Genomic DNA, 17792 nt, shown 5'->3' with positions numbered 1-17792 from the left:
TAACATGAGTGATTGATAAGCTGACGCGCAGAACCGCTTAGCTTTGTTAGCCACCAACCCAATTAGCCTTTGACCAGCTTTAGGCGTTTGGCGGTCGCCATACAGGTTTGATAACGCCCATCAACTCGAGTGGCGAACCAGTTGGTATTGTAGTCTTTACTAAGCTTTGGCCCTGAGATGACCACCTGTGGCATGATGGCGTAGCTTGGTTTTTTGCCATATTTTTGTTGGAATAAGTCACTGACCGCTAGATAAGTCTTGGTCTGCTCAAAGTCCTTACTTTTTTCTTTACGCAAATCGGCTCGGATTTGGCGTTCGTTCAGCGGTGTGGGAGCGTTGGCAAGTAGCTTGACGACGGCAAGCTCGGTGGATGATTTTTTGCTGATGGGGTCGCCATCTTTGTACAACAGCAAATCACCATCGATATCAAGCTTTGTGCCACTTAATGAGCTGACCCGCTGCTGAAAGGCGGCATTGCGACTTGAATACATCCCAGAGTTATAGTCAGCAAAGCGATACAAGGGCTTGTCATAATCCGCCTGATACACCATCAAGCGATGGATGCCATAATACAGCCCACCAAACTGCGTGTACAAATCACTGCGCAACTCTCTATCGCTCATATTGGTACGGCGATGTTCACGCGCATAATCGATATGCACCTGCATCGAGCCAAGTGTGGTGACAGGATTGATGCGCTCATCGATGCCCTGACCAGATAGCTTGGTGATGTTGGCGATGCCTGATACCTTATAAGTCTTTGTAAAATAATCAAAAATTTCTCGGTACAGCTCATCAAGCTCTTTTTCGTTTTTGACCGCTTTGATTTGTTTGATGAAATTATCTTGTTTGGTTGGGCGAGTCTCTAGCATATTGCGAAACACGCCTGCCAAGTTTTTGCCAAGCTTATCTTCAAGCTTCTCATCGATGGCTTTTAGGGCGGCGTTGCCAAGATTTGCCACGCTAGGATTGGCGTGAAAATTGGACTCTTGGTCAATGATGGCGATGGTCGTACAGATGTTTTGGGTATTTTTGACCAATTTGAGCTCATCATAGACACGAGCGATGTCCGCCGCCCAGCTTTTGGTGTTTTTGACTCGGCTTGGGATGAGTTTGGCGATTTCTTGGTCGGATAAGGTGGGCGTGCTTTGGGTCGTTTTTTCGACCAAATCACAGCTTGCCAAGCCAAGCATACAGCTAATCGGTAAAGTAAGCTTAAAAAAACGAGAAGTACGCATAAAATCCTTGAACGACATTGGGAGTTTTGCCAACAACGAAAACAAGCACATCCAAACAAAAAAATCAGGCAGCATTAGCCTGCATCTCCAGTTTGAGTGTTAGCATATCTTAATCAATCATACCTTGCATGGCAATAGGCTTGTGCACATTGTACAAAAATACACCAAGCAGAAAGCTTGTCATAGTGATGGCAAAGCAAGCGAAAAAAATCCGCCAAAAACACCTTTGACGGATGGATAAGTGGGTCATGCAAGGATTGGGAGATTAGTTGGAGCTGGTCATGATGCTTGGGTCTTGATGTAGGCGCATCAAGCACTCTTGTTGCGTGGTGGCGACCAGCTTGCCAGCTTGCCAAAACTGCCCGTGATTGAGTCCTTTGGCATGGCTTGTGGTATCGCTCCACATCTCATACAGCAGATAATCTCGGATATCAAAGGGGCGATGAAAATGCATCGAATGGTCAATACTCGCGATCTGTAGCCCTTTGGTCATAAAGCTCAGCCCATGCCCCATCAGCGCTGTACCTGCCAAATAAAAATCCGACACAAAGGCAAGCAGCGCTTGGTGCACCGCAACTGGTTGTTCATCCAACTCAGCAATGCGAATCCAGTTGGCTTGTCTTGGCTTGGTGGGTGCAGGCGAGATGGGGTCTTGGGGATTGGCAGGGCGAATCTCGACATGACGCTCACGCAAAAAGCGTGCTCTGAGTGCTTCGGGGATACGCTCTAGGTGGTTTGCTTTGAGTTCTTGTTCGGTTTTAAGCGATTCAGGCGGTGGATAATCAGGCATGGTTTCTTGGAAATCCAGCCCACCTTCCATCGGCGAAAATGACGCAATCATCGAAAAAATCACCTGCTCTTTGCTGACTTTTTGACTATCTTTATCCAGTCCATCGACATACTGCACGGCGATGACTTCACGAGCTGATAGGCTGCGGCCATCACGCAGGCGACGCACTTGATAAGTCACGGGTAAGCGGATGTCACCGCCACGCAAAAAATATCCATGCAGGCTATGGCAGGGCTTGTCATCTTCGAGCGTGTGCGCCGCCGCCATCATCGCTTGGGCGAGCACTTGACCGCCAAAAATACGGGGTCCGACATAGTCATGACTACTGCCCACAAAGGTATCGGGTGCGCTTTTGGTGAGTTTTAGGGTGTTTAATAAGTCTTCAACTTTATGCACGGCATCAGGTGGCACGACTGCATAGCGCTCAAAGGAAGTTTTCATAAGTATCGCTGGTTGATCAATGAGTTTGGATGGCAAAAGTATAACACTTTTTTGGTGGATTTTGAGCCAAAAATCAAGCCAAACGCCCCAAAAAATGGTAGAATGGTCTATCCAGTCTTCACGGTCTATGAGAATATGCTAAAGTTTCCTAATTGGTTTTCTTCAAAGTCATCCAAGTCTGAAAAACAACACACGAACGAACAAGGTGGCAATCGTGCGCCAAGCTCCTATCGTCAGCTATCAGCAAAGGGATTGTCGCTTGCGGTCAAGCCGACCTTGATTGGCGAAGTGCCACAGCTTGAACCAAGCATCCCAACCTTTTATGTGCTACGTGCTTATTCTCGCTCAAACAGCCTGCTTGTGGGTATGCAGACCGATGAGCTTGGCTTGCCATCAGCACTTGCCGAAGTGCGCACGGATGGAGTGCATGAGACGTCAGCGATGATTTTTTTGAAAGACCGTCGCTCTGATGGTACACGTCAGACGAGCGTACCACGCCTAGAGCGATTGATTAGCGCGTGTCTTGATAATCCTGAGCTGAAGATTCAGCTGGTGCCGGTTACGGTGCTGTGGGGGCGCGCACCTGACAAGGAAGAGTCACTGTTTCGCCTGATGATGGCGGATGAATGGGAATCACCATCCAAGGCAAAACAGCTATTCAATATCGGCGTGATGGGTCGTGATACCTTTGTGCGATTTAGCGAACCCAAGGATTTGCAGTCACTCATCCGTGATGCCAAAGCAGGTGTAGGTGATGATTTGACTACAACCATCGCCATGCGCCTAAAAGGCTATCTGGATAAACAGCGCACCAGCATCATTGGCCCTGATTTATCGGATAAGCGAAACATCGCCGGCACGATCCTGTCATCACCAGTGGTGACTGCTGCGATCGAAAAACACGCTACCGAGACCGGCAAATCCATCGCCGCCGTCAAAGCAGAAGCCCAAGGTTATCTTGGCGAAATCACGAGCGACTATTCACATTCGGTGGTGCGATTTTTTGACCATTTCTTAACTTGGCTATGGACACGTCTGTATGATGGCGTCGAAGTGCGTCACTTTGAGCGAGTGCGTGCGCTTGCGCCTGATTTTCAAATCGTCTATGTGCCGTGTCATCGTAGCCATATTGATTATCTATTATTATCTTATGTGATTTATAAGCGTGGCTTGCGTATTCCCCATGTCGCTGCGGGTGAGAATCTCAATATCCCTGTGCTTGGCGAGCTGCTGCGTAGTGGCGGTGCGTTCTTTATGCGTCGTAGCTTTAAGGGCAATGCCTTGTACAGCACGGTGTTCAAAGAATATGTGCACAGCCTGATGCAGCGCCAAGCGCCGATTGAGTACTTTATCGAAGGGGGGCGTTCTCGCTCGGGTCGTCTGCTACCGCCAAAGCTTGGGATGCTAGCGATGACGGTCAATAGCCACCTGCGTGAGCCTGCCAAGCCTGTGGTCTTTATCCCGACCTATATCAGCTATGAGCGTATCATGGAAGGGGCGACTTATGTTGGTGAGCTCAAAGGTAAGCCAAAAGAAAGCGAGAACTTATTAGGTCTACTAAAAACTGCCCGCAAGATTGAGCGAATTTTTGGTACGGTGCATTTGGCATTTGGCGAGCCGCTGTATCTTAATGATTTTATGGCAAAATTCGATGTCATAGCCCAAGATGACAGTGCGGATAACGCCACCAAGACTCATGCTATGGTGCAGAATCTCGGCGTCAAAGTGATGCAAAACATCAACAAAGCCGCTGTGGTCAATCCTGTGTCACTGCTTGCGCTCGTGCTACTATCCACCCCAAATGCCGCCCTTGATGAAGTGCAGTGCCTTGAGCAGATTAAGCTGTATCAGCACATCGCCCAAGCACTGCCTTATGATGCCGACACCTATGTCACGGATATGACACCAAAGCAAATCCTAGACTATGGCATCAAGCTAAAACTCATCGAACGCACACCGCATATCCTAGGCGATATGATTCGTGTGGCGGATAAGCAAGCTCCACTACTGAGTTATTTTAGAAATAATATCTTGCACGTGTTTATCATCGCAAGCTTCTTGGCGGCATTGGTGCAGCGTAATGGTCGTATTTATCGGGATAAGCTAGATAGTATCACTGAGCTGTTGTATCCATTTTTACAAAGTGAATTATTCCTAAAAACTGCCCTACGCAACATCGCTGATCAAGCCGAGCGTGTGCTAAACCTACTCATCGAGCGTGGTGTCATCGTCGATCTGGGTGATGGTGTGGTCGGTAGCCCCGAAGGGAACTCTGAAGCCTATCAACAGCTGATGGTGCTGGCAAGCCCAGCCCAGCAAAGCCTTGAGCGGTATTTTATGGCGCTGACACTGCTGTCTGAGCAAGGCTCAAACCGCCTAAATACTGAGCAAGTGGTCAATCTGTGCTATGTGCTTGGTCAGCGTGTGTCGGTGCTACACGCTGATGATTTGCCAGATATGTTTGATAAGGCGCTGTTTACAAGCTTTATGGATACGCTGGTGCGTGTCGGCTATGTCACCATCGATGATAAGACAGGGCTGCTGACCTTCGATGAGCGCATCGATAAGATCGCTGAGCATGCCAAATTCGTCCTACATCCTGATATGATGCAGCTACTGCGCCACACGGCAAGCCTAAGCCATGATGAAATCACCCTTGCGATGCAAGAGATGGGCAAGAAGAAGCGGTGGCGGTAGGAGTGGGAATATGGAAACTTTAACTTTTGTCGGCGGTCTTATTACTGGAGCGTTTGCAATTTATCAGGTGTTCTTGGGTTATTTTAATAAAAACATCTCAGAAGAGCGTATCAAATGGCGGGAGAGAATTAGAGAAATTTCTACGGAGTTGGTAGGTTTAGTGCACAAAGCGGAGCGTGGTGACGATGATAAGAATAGATGTCAAGTATTAATTGCTGAATTGCAATCGCGACTCAATCCTTTTGATGAGAACGATTGGAAGCTTTTAGAGTTTGCAGAGAGAATGTTTGGTAGTAATGAAAGTGAATTTTCTCGAGAAATAGCGGTAAAACAATTTAAATGCGCAGTTTCTATATTATTAAAGCACGATTGGGAGCGCAGTAAAAGAGAGGCTGGTTTAAGCTATCACTTAGATATTGGACGGGCGGTTAATCGAATCGAAATGACCTCTGGAATTTACTGCCACCGTTACCTTTTAGATTTTAGTAAGAAGAAAGAATATGTTTACACAAAACCTAGTTTGTCTGAGTTTTTATGGCAGCTTGTCAAAAGGTATTGGTGGTTGGTTTTGGTATTGTTGCTGATATGTTTTTTTCAGACTAATGATGTATGCATGATTATGACAAGTAAGCTTAATAGCTAAAAAGTGATAAGTAAAGAAATGTATGTTATTGAAACACATAGTAGATTTTTGTATTAATTTGCATACAGGAAAATTATTTTATCTTAAGCGTGCTATAATGGCAAATCGGTTGATAAATACGAATGAATTTAAATTTGTATATGTTAAGTTGAAATTTATGAATAACAAATTTATTGCCCAATCGGCGCAAATATCAAAGTCTGCAATTATCCACCATCCTGTCACTATTGGCAAGATGGCCGAAGTTCATGACAGATGTATTTTGGGTTCTTATTCTCTAGTGAACAATTATTCGGTGCTTTACTCCGATGTGGAGGTAGGTAGGTATTGTTCTATTGCCCGATTTGTTGAAGTTGGTGTAGCTGCACATCCTCACGATTGGTTATCAACTTCAAATATTCAGTATAGCAATACTTTGATGCGAGGCCATCCAGATACCACTTTTAGAAGAAAGGTTGCTTTTGAATACGATAGAGAAACAAAAATAGGTAATGATGTTTGGATTGGTGCTAAAAGCATTATAAAATCTGGTGTTAAAATTGGACATGGTGCAATAATAGGGGGGGGTGCTTTTGTGCATAGAGACGTCCCGGATTATGCTATTGTTGTGGGCCAGCCAGCCAGAATACTCAGATTTCGATTTGATGATGCTACCATTGCAGACTTATTGGAGCTTTGTTGGTGGGATTTTGCACCAAAAGATTTAACAATGGTTGATTTTAAGAATGTTAAAAGAGCTATAGAACAGATTAAAGAGTTAAAAGCTCTGCCAAATATGTAATTAGTTTATACTTTAGTCCAAAGCAAAAAAGGTTATTTTATGATATTGTCAGTTATTTTTCCGGTCAGAGTATCTAACAACCGTCAATATGTGTTAGATAATATTGCCCGCATCCTATCTATAAAACCAAATCATCCTGATGTGGAATTTATTTTGGTGGATTCTGGTAGCACCTCATTTTTTTCTGAACAAATTAAAAGGTTATGTAATAAATACCAGACTAGGTATATTTATCAGGATACTCGTAGCCAAACTTTTTCTATTGGTAGGGCTAGAGATTTAGGTGCACAAGTCGCAACTGGTCAATGTATAATGTTTTTAGATGTTGACCTGGTTTTTGACAAATTATTTTTTGACAAAATTATCGCTGAAATTAAAATCAGGGATATGTTTGTGAATATTGCAGAATATTTCTGCATCCCATGTTTTTATATAGATGAAGGATATTCATCGGAATTTTTGGGTCTGGAAGATATCACCAATCCGGCGCATTATCGAAAATTACAAAACGATTATGAATGTGGTAATAATACCGGGATTCAGAGTTTTGCTCCAGCAACTTCCCTTTTTGTGATTAATCGCTGGCATTTTTTGTCAATCGGTGGACATAGAAATGAATTTTCCGGACACGGCAGCGAAGATTTTGAGCTTGCACATCGATTGGCGACCTATGCCCGTAAACATCATCGAACATATAATTATTATACGGATAAGAAAGATTATTCATCTATTGAATATGAGGGCTTTAGAAGCTATTTCTCAATGGCGGGATATTCTGTATACAATAATGGACTTTTTGCCGTTCATCTTTGGCACCCCAGACCTAAGGACAAATATCAAGTTGCTACACCTAAAAACAAAGAGATGTTGCAAACATTTATGAGAGATTTTGATAGCGGTAAGTCAAAGATAGACCCCTTAGATGACTTAAGCAAGAATGATGTTACGCTCGTGTTCGGTGTTAGGAAGGATACGGCGTGGTTAAGCATACGCCAGCTTCTACCATTATTGGGAAAAGTGGAGTATATTTCTGAATTGAAAGTTGACATTAATAAAATTGGTGACTTAATTAGGTCAAGAAATATAACTAGATTTTTATTTTGGAATCCGTATGGAAATGAAACTAGATTGGCTATATACCGATGGGCAATTTTAAACAACTTTCCTTTTTATGTCTTTGAAAGAGGTGCGTTGCCAGACTCATGGTTTATTGATAAGGGATTTAATGCAGATAGCTTATCTTATGCACAAGAGAACTGGGATAGATTCTTATCTAATGACGAAATCATTGATACTGAAGAATATATTAACAGTGTCATCCAGTCTGGAAATACTTTGGAGAAGAATGATAACTACCGAGGTGAAGCCCTTATTCGAGAAATATTTGATGTAAAATATCGAGTTGGAGGTAGAAAGATACTTTTCATCGGACTTCAAAGGCCTAGCGACAGCGTTATTAAATTCTTCTCTGGGGCTATTCAGAGTTATGACAACTTTATAACGGCTGTTAATGATGTTATTGCTTCTCTTGATCCGCAGGAATGGTATATTGTTATTAAAAAACACCCACTTGAGCCAGAATTTCCAAAAGGCTTAAGCGTCTCAAATAATGTATTGTTGGTGGATAATGAATATCATATTCACGATTTGCTTAGTATTGCGCATAAGGTAATGCTTATCAACTCAGGCGTTGGACTGCTTGCTATGTTGTTTAGAAAGCATGTTATTCATATGGGGGAGGCTTTTTATAGTTTTCCTTCAATTAATAGCTATGCAAAATCCAGCAACGAGGCTATCAAAATGCTCGAAAGTGAGTTTATCGTCTCTGAATCCGATGTGATTAAATTTATTCATTATCTGAAAAATGATTTTTACTCTTTTGCAAACGCAAGTTATTCGCGTAGAACCGAGAAGGATGGAAGTTTTAGGTCTATCTTGGAATCTTTGGAATTTTATCAAATCCGAACTCCAGACGGTATAGCGCTAGATGTAAAATACAGAGAGTATGCCATACCATTGCACTCCAAAGTTTATGGATTTTTTCTACCAAGCATTATCAGAGAAATGAAAAAAAATCCGAGTGTTTTTCGCTCGCCTATAGATGTATTAAAGCATCAAAATGTGGTTGCGGCACCCCCTGGCACTAAGCCTTTGGCCGATCAGGTATCCAAACCAGTGTCCAATGTAGAATCTACCAAAACCCAAAAATTGGGGCAGGTTGAGGTTTTGGTACAAGCGCAGTCTTTGGATGAGCCTACCTTGCCAGAAGTTGATAGAAAAGAGGGTGTAAGGCAAATGGAAGCATTGGCTGAAGTTGAGAGGTTGGTACGATTGAAAAATAAATTTAAAAGAGACCCTTATGCTTTTTTTGCCGATTCTAAGAATCCAGCCTTGAGCAAGTTAAAATTTTTTTACAAGAAGGGTAGAAAGTGACTAATTTTGATTTTATGTCATCGGCTAAGAAGTCTATCGCTGTAGAAATTCAATCTCTTCACGAACTGCATGCAGTTGTGGATGAAAAATTTATTCAGGCCTGTCAGACCATTCTTGCATGTCAAGGTCGGCTTATTATTACCGGCATGGGTAAATCTGGTTTGGTCGGCCGCAAGATGGCGGCAACTTTTGCATCGACGGGCACCCCAGCATTCTTTGTACATCCAGGTGAAGCGGGTCATGGTGACCTTGGTATGATCGTTAAGGGTGATGTGGTTATTGCGATCTCAAATTCTGGTAACAGTGATGAGATTAATGTGTTGCTGCCTGTGATTAAGCGCCTAAATATTCCCTTAATTAGCATCAGCAAAAATCTCAACGGCCGTCTGCCAAAAGAAGCAGATATTGCTTTAACCTTGGGCGAGTTTGAAGAGGCATGTCCGCTTGGTTTAGCCCCAACTTCTAGCACAACAGCCACCATGGTGCTTGGCGATGCTTTGGCCATCGCACTGCTTGAAGCAAGGGGGTTTAAGTCTGAAGACTTTGCTTTATCCCATCCGGCAGGCTCTTTGGGTAAGCGCCTATTGACTCATGTGGCCGATATTATGAAAGCTGGAGACGATATTCCTGTAGTATCTGGCAATACGAGCATCATGGATGCTTTGTTTGAGATTACTGAGAAGCGACTTGGCATGACAGTGGTTCATGATGCTGAATATGGCTTGGGTGTCCTGACAGATGGCGATATTCGCCGTCTGATTAGCCAAAAACAAGATATGGATCAGCCTATTAGAACAGTGATGAAAAAAAATCCACTATCAACCACTTCTCAAACGATGGCAACTGATGCATTGCAGCTTATGAAAGAAAAGGGTGTGAACCAATTGCTAGTGCTAGACAATCAGAACTTGGTGGGTGTTTTGGCATTGCGTGATTTGGTTCAAGCAGGTATTAATTAAAAAGGTAAAAAATGAAAATTACAGATAAAATCTCAGTTGGTAATAACCTTCCGTTCGTTCTATTTGGCGGCATTAATGTTCTTGAGTCTCGAGATTTGGCAATGCGTGCTTGTGAGCAATATACAGAAGTTACCAATAAGCTTGGCATCCCTTATGTATTTAAGGCAAGCTTTGATAAGGCAAATCGCTCTTCAGTACACTCATTTCGTGGACCTGGATTGGATGAGGGGTTGAAGATCTTCCAAGAAGTTAAAGAAACCTTTGGCGTGCCTGTTATTACTGATATTCATGAAGTGTATCAGGCTCAGCCTGCCAGTGAAGTGATCGATGTCTTGCAATTACCCGCATTTTTGGCAAGACAAACGGATTTGGTAAAAGCTTTGGCAGAAACCAATCGTCCAATCAATATTAAAAAACCGCAGTTTTTAAGTCCGTCACAAACCAAAAATATCGTTCATAAATTTAACGAAATGGGCAATGATAGGCTGATGCTGTGTGAGCGTGGTAGCTGTTTCGGTTATGATAACTTGGTTGTGGATATGCTTGGTTTTGGTGTGATGAAGCAAGTTACTAATGATTTGCCGATTATCTTTGATGTCACCCATGCTTTACAGAGTCGAGATTCTGGCTCAGAAGCGTCAGGAGGGCGTCGCAACCAAGTTGTGGATTTGGCACGCTCTGGTATGGCAATAGGATTGGCAGGGTTATTCTTGGAGGCTCATCCAGATCCCAATCAAGCAAAATGTGATGGTCCAAGTGCTTTGCCGTTGAATCAATTGGAGGCTTTCTTAAGCCAGGTAAAAGCGATTGATGATTTGGTAAAATCTATGCCTAAATTGGAAATTGAATAACGCATAACAAAAAGCGCAGTTTATTTACTGTGCTTTTTGTTATAATATGCAAGTTATCATTTTGGATTAGACTTGAAATCATGACCGCCATCACCCACGCCATTATCCCTGTTGCAGGCTTTGGTACTCGTATGTTGCCACTGTCTAAGGCAGTGCCAAAAGAGCTGCTGCCACTGGGCAACAAGCCTGCCATACAGTATGTCATCGAAGAAGCCATCGCTGCTGGGATCAAAAATATCGTTCTGGTCAATCACGCCCAAAAGATGGCAATTGAGAACTATTTTGATATCAATAGCGAGCTAGATACTCAGCTGCGCAGCAAGGGTAAAGATGTACTTGCCGACAGTCTCAACTTCTTGCCTGATGATGTGACTATCACCAGCGTCCGCCAAGGCAAACCGTTGGGGCTGGGTCATGCCGTGCTACAGGGTCGTGCCGTGGTGGGCGATAATCCCTTTGCGGTATTGCTGCCTGATGTGGTGCTAAACCCTTATGCGTCTGACTATCGGGCTCATAACCTTGCCTTTATGATGGCTGAATTTGCCAAGACAGGGCGTAGTCAGATTCTAGTCGATCCTGTGGCGACGGCAGACATTCATAAATATGGTATCGCCCGCCTAGCCAACACCCAAACCATTGAAAAATCAGATAACAATATCTGCTTTGATGTCAAAGGCTTTGTCGAAAAACCATCGGCTGATGTTGCACCGTCCAACCTTGCGGTGGTGGGTCGCTATGTGTTTGATAATGCGATTTTTGACTATCTTGCCAAGACTGCCCCAAGTGTCGGTGGCGAGATTCAGCTCACTGATGCCATTGATGCGCTGATTGGCACACAGGGTATGGATGTAGTGACGATGGTGGGCAACAGCTTTGATGCTGGCGATATGACCAGCTATATGCAGGCCTTTGTGTATTTTGCTGATAAATTGGGTGTCAAGTCTGCGAATTAAGGATAATTCATGAGCCATACCACCAATACCGCTTGGCAAGCCCTACAAACGCTTGCTGCCACCACATCAAATATCGGTGAATTATTTGCTGATGGTAGTCGCAGTGAGCAATTTAGTGCGGCTGCTTGTGGGATTTATATGGATTATAGCAAGCAGGCGCTGGATAATGAGCGTCTGTCGGCATTGATAGCCCTTGCCAAATCCAAAAATTTATCCCATAAAATCAATGAGTTATTATCAGGTGTCAAGGTCAACGACACCGAAAATCGTGCTGCCTTGCACACGGCTCTACGCCTGCCAAAGGGTGAGCCCTTGTTGGTGGATGGTGTGGATGTCGGTGGGCAGGTGCATGATAGCCTAGATAAGTGCGAAGCGATTGTCAGCCGTATCCGCGCTGGTGTGTGGCGTGGCTATTCGGGCAAGGCAATCACCGATGTGGTCAATATCGGGGTTGGTGGCTCAGACCTTGGACCGCTCATGGCGGCGACGGCACTGGAGGAATGGGCAGATACGGACATTCGGGTGCATTTTGTTTCCAATATGGACGGTACACAGCTTGATGGCTTGCTTAAAAAACTCAATCCGCAGACGACACTGTTTATCATCTCGTCCAAATCTTTTGGTACAATTGACACACTCTCAAACGCCAAAACTGCCAAGGCGTGGCTACTCTCCACTGGCGCCAAAGAACAAAGTCTACTGCGTCGGCATTTTATCGGCATCTCTACTCGCACCGATAAGATGAGTGCGTGGGGCATTCATCCGGACAATCAGCTCTTGCTGTGGGACTGGGTGGGTGGTCGCTTTAGTATGTGGTCAGCCATCGGGCTTGCCATCGCCATTCGTATTGGCATGACGGGTTTTCGTGCACTGCTGGCGGGTGCTTATGCGATGGATACACACTTTGCCACCGCTGACTTTGAGCACAATCTGCCTGTACTGCTTGGCTTGATTGGCGTGTGGAATTCTACCTTTTTGGGGATCAATGCCCATACGGTGTTGCCTTATGATGGGCGATTGTCGTTTTTCCCCAATTATCTGACCCAGCTTGAGATGGAATCCAACGGCAAATCGGTGGCGCGTGACGGCGTGGCGGTGGATTATGACACCTGTCCGATTCTATGGGGTGATATTGGCTCAAACGCTCAGCACGCTTTTTATCAGCTACTACACCAAGGCACTCAGCGCGTGTCGTGCGATTTTATCACGCCGATTCGTCGTTATGACAATCAGCAGCACCATCACGATGCCTATTTAGAAGAGCAGCATAAATTATCCTTGGCAAATTGCCTTGCTCAGTCGCAGGTGCTTGCTTTTGGTAATGGGGCGCTTGGCGAAACTACTCAGGATGAATTGAATGAGTTTAAACGCTATCGGGGCAATCAGCCGTCCACAACCTTATTATTAGATAGTTTAAGCCCATCTACTTTGGGTGCACTCATTGCCCTATATGAACACAAGGTCTATGTGATGAGCGTGTTGTGGGGAATTAATCCTTTTGACCAATGGGGTGTGGAAGTGGGCAAAGTGATGGCAAACAGTGTGTTTGACGCCCTAAATGATGGCAAGGCGGAGGGCTTTGATGGCTCAACCAATGCACTGCTTGCCAAGATTCTACAGGCTCAAGCCTTACAAGGGGGTGTGTGATGACTGATTCTATCCTACTCATCGGCTGTACCAATGAGTCCATCAATACCGCCATTTGGCTGGCAAGTCTGAATAAATCAGTGCAATTATTGGCGGATGAAAGTGCAGTGTCGCACACATTGGCAAGCTATAAATTTGACCATCAGATGTCAGCCCTATGGCAAATGTACACGCAGACAGGGCAAATCACCGTGGTGGATACGCCTAGTGTTGCCGCCTATGCGTGGCTGTTTTTGGATGCCCAAGGCGTGGATAAGCAGTTGTCATCGTTATTTGACACCACCGCTCAAGTCATCTTAAGTGGTTCGGTGACTATCGGTGATGTGGCAACTTTGGCAAATGAGTTTGTCACTAGCCAAGTCTGCTATGTGCCGTTTGTGTTTATGAAAGATGGTACGGGTTTTGGTTCATTATCATCGCCTGATATGGTGATGATTGGTGAGAAGACCCTGGGCGTGCATACGACCAATGAGCTGCTACTCATGCTGTTATCTCGCACGGATAAGCAGTTTGTTGGTGATATTAAGACGGTGGAATTTGCCCGTGCAGGGATTATGGCGATGCTTGCCACACGTCTAAGTTTTGTCAATGAGATGGCGCGTCTAGCGGATGCCAGTGGTGTGGATATCACCACGGTGCAGACAGTGATGGGGCTGGATAAGCGTATCGGCAAGGATTATCTGTCGGCAGGATGGGGCTTTGGCGGTCAGACACTGCCTACAGAAGTTGAGCTACTTGATCAGTTTTTTAAACAAAATCATGTCCAAAGCCGTCTATTATCCACTGTATCGCAGATTAATGAAGACCAAAAAGAGCTGATTTTCCGTAAATTTTGGCGATATTTTGATGGCTTTATTGATCATAAATCCGTGATGATTTGGGGTGCAGGCTATCGTGCCAATACGGGTCGCACGACCAATTCGGCCATTCATCCGCTCCTAAAGCTGTTATGGTCATATGGCATCAAGACGAGCATTTATGCCCCGAATGCAGGCTTTGAGCTGACGGAAATTTATGGCGATGAGCCGTTATTTGGTCTATGTGATGATGCTTATGATTTGGTGGGAAGTGATGCTTTGTTTATCCTAAACTGGTCAGAGACGGTATTGCCAGCTATTGACCGATTAAATCAGTTTGGTTTACCGATTTTTGATGCCAAAAATATCTTGAATAATCAATTGATTGCACACTACACAGGTGACTATCACGGTATTGGTCGTAATCATAGCAAGGGTGAAGTATAATGAAACAAATCTTAGTAACAGGTGGCGCAGGCTATATCGGTTCGCATACCTTGATTGAGCTTATCGCGGCAGGTTTTGCGCCTGTGGTGTATGACAATCTGTCTAATTCAAGTCCTGTGGCGCTTGAACGAGTTGAAGAGATTGTGGGGCAAAGCATCCCATTTATCCAAGGTGATATTTTGGACAAAGACTTGCTTGCCAAGACCTTTGCTGAGCATGATTTTTTTGGCGTGATTCATTTTGCTGGACTAAAAGCGGTGGGCGAGTCGGTCGCTAAGCCTGTCAAGTATTACCAAAACAATGTCGCAGGCACGCTGAACCTACTTGAAGTGATGCAAGAATACGGGGTGAAAAACTTTATTTTTTCATCATCGGCAACTGTCTATGGTGATCCTGAAGTATTGCCAATCGTTGAGACTGCCAAACGCTCTTGCACCAATCCGTACGGTCAGTCTAAATTGACTGTTGAGTATATCTTGGAAGATTTGGCAAAAGCAGATAATGCGTTTAATATCGTCTCACTGCGTTATTTTAACCCAATTGGTGCACACAAAAGTGGTCTGATTGGCGAAGACCCAAGTGATATCCCGAATAACTTGATGCCTTATATCAGCCAAGTAGCAGTGGGTAAATTGGAAAAATTGTCCGTTTTTGGCAATGATTATGACACCGTCGATGGCACAGGGGTGCGTGATTATATCCATGTGGTCGATTTGGCAAAAGGTCATGTGGCAGCGCTGGAATATTTGGCCAAGGCATCAAGTGGCGTTGGTTTTTGCCCTGTCAATCTAGGCACAGGCAATGGCACATCAGTACTACAGCTTGTGGATGCTTTTGTGGCGAATACAGGGCAAACTGTACCGTATGCCATCGTCGATCGTAGACCTGGCGATGTGGCGGCTTGTTATGCCAGCAGTGACAAGGCGCAAGAGTTGTTCGGCTGGACGGCAACATTGGGCATTGATGAGATGTGTGCTGATACATGGCGTTGGCAAAGTGGTAACCCCAATGGCTATCGTGGCCGATATGGCGGATAGCGCCAAATGCAAACAAGCCCATGCAACTATCTGCATGGGCTTGTTGTTTGCGGACTGGTTGTTTGAGTTTGGGTATTATTCCAAAAACGCAAAATGCTCAACATCCATCTGCATCATGACTTCGCTTGGTACGGTCATGCTCTCAGCGTGTGCCGAGCTTCTTGGTAGCAGTTTCTCAAAATAAAATTCCGCCGTTTGTGTTTTGGCAAGATAAAACTCTTTTGGCTGCTCGCCACCATTTTTAAGTTTATCAAAACTCACTGCTGCCATACGCGCCCAATGGTATGCCATCATCACATAGCCTGAATACATCAAAAAGTCATCCGATGCTGCCGAGACGATATCACGGTCTTTGCGAGCGGTCAGTAGCAGGCGTGCGGTCAGCATATTCCACTCAGCACACAGCTTGGTGAGGGTCCAGACAAATTTACGCATATCTTTGTCCAGTGCATATTCACCACACCATTTCATGATACCTGCTGTATAGTCACGGATGACCTTGCCACCGCCATGCAATAGCACCTTGCGACCGAGTAGGTCAAGCGCTTGCACGCCTGTGGTGCCTTCGTACAGTGTCGAGATGCGTGCATCACGGGCGATCAGCTCCATGCCAGATTCTTTGATATAGCCATGACCGCCGTAGATTTGCTGACCATGTTTGGCACACTCAATGCCAAGCTCAGTCAAGAAACCCTTGAGAATGGGTGTATAAAAACCAATCTTATCATCCCATTGTTTGATGGCTTCTTCATCACCTTTTGCCACCGCTTCGGCAAGCTTATCCGCATAGCGTGCGGTGTGATAGATCATCGAACGCGCACCTTCGGTAAATGCCTTTTGGGTGAGTAGCATACGGCGTACATCCGCATGGTGGATGATGGCATCGGCAGGCTGATTTGGCTCTTTGGTACCTGATAAAGCGCGCATCGAGCGGCGTTCTTTGGCGTATGGAAGGGCGTTTTGGAATGACAGCTCCATGTGTGATAGGCCTTGGATGCCTGTGCCGATACGCGCAGTGTTCATATAAGTGAACATGGCTTTTAGGCCTTTGTTTGGTTCACCGATGAGAAAACCTGTCGCACCATCAAAGTTGATCACACAAGTAGCTGATGAGGTGATGCCCATCTTATGCTCAATTGAGCCACAAGCCACCGCATTGCGCGCGCCGACTTCGCCAGTATCTGTAGGCAAAAATTTCGGTACGATAAACAGCGAAATGCCTTTGGTGCCAGCAGGCGCATCGGGTAGGCGAGCCAGCACGATATGCACGATATTTTCGGTCAAATCATGCTCACCTGCTGAGATAAAAATTTTACTGCCTGTGATAGCGTAAGTGCCGTCATCGTTTGGCATGGCACGGGTTTTCATTTGGTTTAGGTCAGTACCGCACTGTGCTTCGGTCAAGCACATCGTACCTGACCATTCGCCTGAGATAAGCTTGGGTAGATAAGTGGCTTTTTGGGCGTCATCGCCATATTGCAAGATGGTGTTCACCGAGCCTGTGGTCAGACCTGGATACATCGCCCACGGCCAGTTGGCAGTGCCCATCATCTCAGATTTGATGAGATTGAGTGACATTGGCAGGTTCATACCGCCAAAGGCTTCAGGATAGCTGATGCCTTGCCAGCCGCCTTCGACGAATTGCTGATAGGCTTCTTTAAAGCCTGTTGGTGTGGTGACTTCACCATCCTTAAAGGTGCATCCTTCGGCATCGGCAGGCTGATACAGCGGCGATAGCACATTTTCGGCAAAATCAGCAAAGCCTGACAAAATCATGTCCACCGTCTCGGCATCGGCAGCCGCACCATTATCCAGCGTCTGATAATGCGCCTGAAAATCGAACATTTCATTCATCAAAAATTTAATTTCACGAAGCGGGGCTTTATAAGTCAGCATAACTCATCCTTGTTGGGGGTATCGTGTGATACGAAGATTGAAAATTGGGTCAGTGATTGGCAATCGCCATTAAGAACACTATACAACAAATTGCACCAAGAAAAAGCGTTTTTTGGCTTATGATAACTTATTTTCATAATAAATTTTATTTTGGCAAATTTTTTGTTATTATTTCTGACTTT

General features: G+C 45.0%; 13 protein-coding genes. 10 read left to right on the top strand and 3 right to left on the bottom strand.

Annotated elements, in window-relative coordinates; translation table 11 throughout:
- Window positions 1-62: 62 nt before the first annotated feature.
- Window positions 63-1238, bottom strand: coding sequence for a DUF1615 domain-containing protein (locus B0680_RS07880; protein ID WP_078254597.1), 1176 nt, complete (start codon window positions 1236-1238; stop codon window positions 63-65).
- Between the two features lie 265 nt (window positions 1239-1503).
- Window positions 1504-2469, bottom strand: coding sequence for an acyl-CoA thioesterase (locus B0680_RS07875; protein ID WP_078254553.1), 966 nt, complete (start codon window positions 2467-2469; stop codon window positions 1504-1506).
- Window positions 2470-2604: 135 nt separating this feature from the next.
- Here B0680_RS07875 and plsB point away from each other — a divergent pair, with 135 nt between their 5' ends.
- From plsB to galE, 10 genes are all read left to right on the top strand, one after another.
- Window positions 2605-5166 (top strand): glycerol-3-phosphate 1-O-acyltransferase PlsB, encoded by a 2562-nt coding sequence (plsB, locus tag B0680_RS07870; RefSeq protein WP_078254596.1) that lies wholly within the window; start codon window positions 2605-2607, stop codon window positions 5164-5166.
- 10 nt (window positions 5167-5176) lie between these two features.
- Window positions 5177-5809, top strand: coding sequence for a hypothetical protein (locus tag B0680_RS07865; RefSeq protein ID WP_078254552.1), 633 nt, complete (start codon window positions 5177-5179; stop codon window positions 5807-5809).
- A 22-nt stretch (window positions 5810-5831) separates the two neighbouring features.
- On the top strand, window positions 5832-6590 hold the full coding sequence (locus B0680_RS07860) for a CatB-related O-acetyltransferase (RefSeq protein ID WP_078254551.1): 759 nt from the start codon (window positions 5832-5834) through the stop codon (window positions 6588-6590).
- 39 nt (window positions 6591-6629) lie between these two features.
- A complete protein-coding gene (locus B0680_RS07855; RefSeq protein WP_078254550.1) occupies window positions 6630-9023 on the top strand; it encodes a glycosyltransferase in 2394 nt (797 codons plus the stop codon).
- A 14-nt stretch (window positions 9024-9037) separates the two neighbouring features.
- Window positions 9038-9982 (top strand): KpsF/GutQ family sugar-phosphate isomerase, encoded by a 945-nt coding sequence (locus B0680_RS07850; protein WP_078254595.1) that lies wholly within the window; start codon window positions 9038-9040, stop codon window positions 9980-9982.
- Window positions 9983-9993: 11 nt separating this feature from the next.
- Window positions 9994-10833 carry a 3-deoxy-8-phosphooctulonate synthase gene (gene kdsA / locus B0680_RS07845; protein ID WP_078254549.1) on the top strand — a complete coding sequence of 280 codons (840 nt, stop codon included), beginning with the start codon at window positions 9994-9996 and terminating at the stop codon, window positions 10831-10833.
- An 80-nt stretch (window positions 10834-10913) separates the two neighbouring features.
- The gene (locus B0680_RS07840; RefSeq protein ID WP_078254548.1) at window positions 10914-11786 is read left to right on the top strand and encodes a UTP--glucose-1-phosphate uridylyltransferase; all 873 of its coding nucleotides are present in this window, start codon (window positions 10914-10916) and stop codon (window positions 11784-11786) included.
- 9 nt (window positions 11787-11795) lie between these two features.
- Window positions 11796-13433 carry a glucose-6-phosphate isomerase gene (pgi, locus tag B0680_RS07835; protein ID WP_078254547.1) on the top strand — a complete coding sequence of 546 codons (1638 nt, stop codon included), beginning with the start codon at window positions 11796-11798 and terminating at the stop codon, window positions 13431-13433.
- Window positions 13433-14677, top strand: a complete 1245-nt coding sequence (locus B0680_RS07830; protein ID WP_078254546.1) for a UDP-glucose/GDP-mannose dehydrogenase family protein — start codon at window positions 13433-13435, stop codon at window positions 14675-14677. Before pgi ends, B0680_RS07830 begins: the two co-directional genes overlap by 1 nt.
- On the top strand, window positions 14677-15714 hold the full coding sequence (gene galE / locus B0680_RS07825) for a UDP-glucose 4-epimerase GalE (RefSeq protein WP_078254545.1): 1038 nt from the start codon (window positions 14677-14679) through the stop codon (window positions 15712-15714). Before B0680_RS07830 ends, galE begins: the two co-directional genes overlap by 1 nt.
- 75 nt (window positions 15715-15789) lie before the next feature.
- Here galE and B0680_RS07820 read toward each other — a convergent pair whose 3' ends face one another.
- On the bottom strand, window positions 15790-17610 hold the full coding sequence (locus B0680_RS07820) for an acyl-CoA dehydrogenase C-terminal domain-containing protein (RefSeq protein ID WP_078254544.1): 1821 nt from the start codon (window positions 17608-17610) through the stop codon (window positions 15790-15792).
- Between the last annotated feature and the right edge of the window lie 182 nt (window positions 17611-17792).

Source organism: Moraxella pluranimalium, assembly GCF_002014825.1.
Lineage (GTDB): Bacteria > Pseudomonadota > Gammaproteobacteria > Pseudomonadales > Moraxellaceae > Moraxella > Moraxella pluranimalium.
This window is presented reverse-complemented; position numbering and strand designations above follow the sequence as displayed.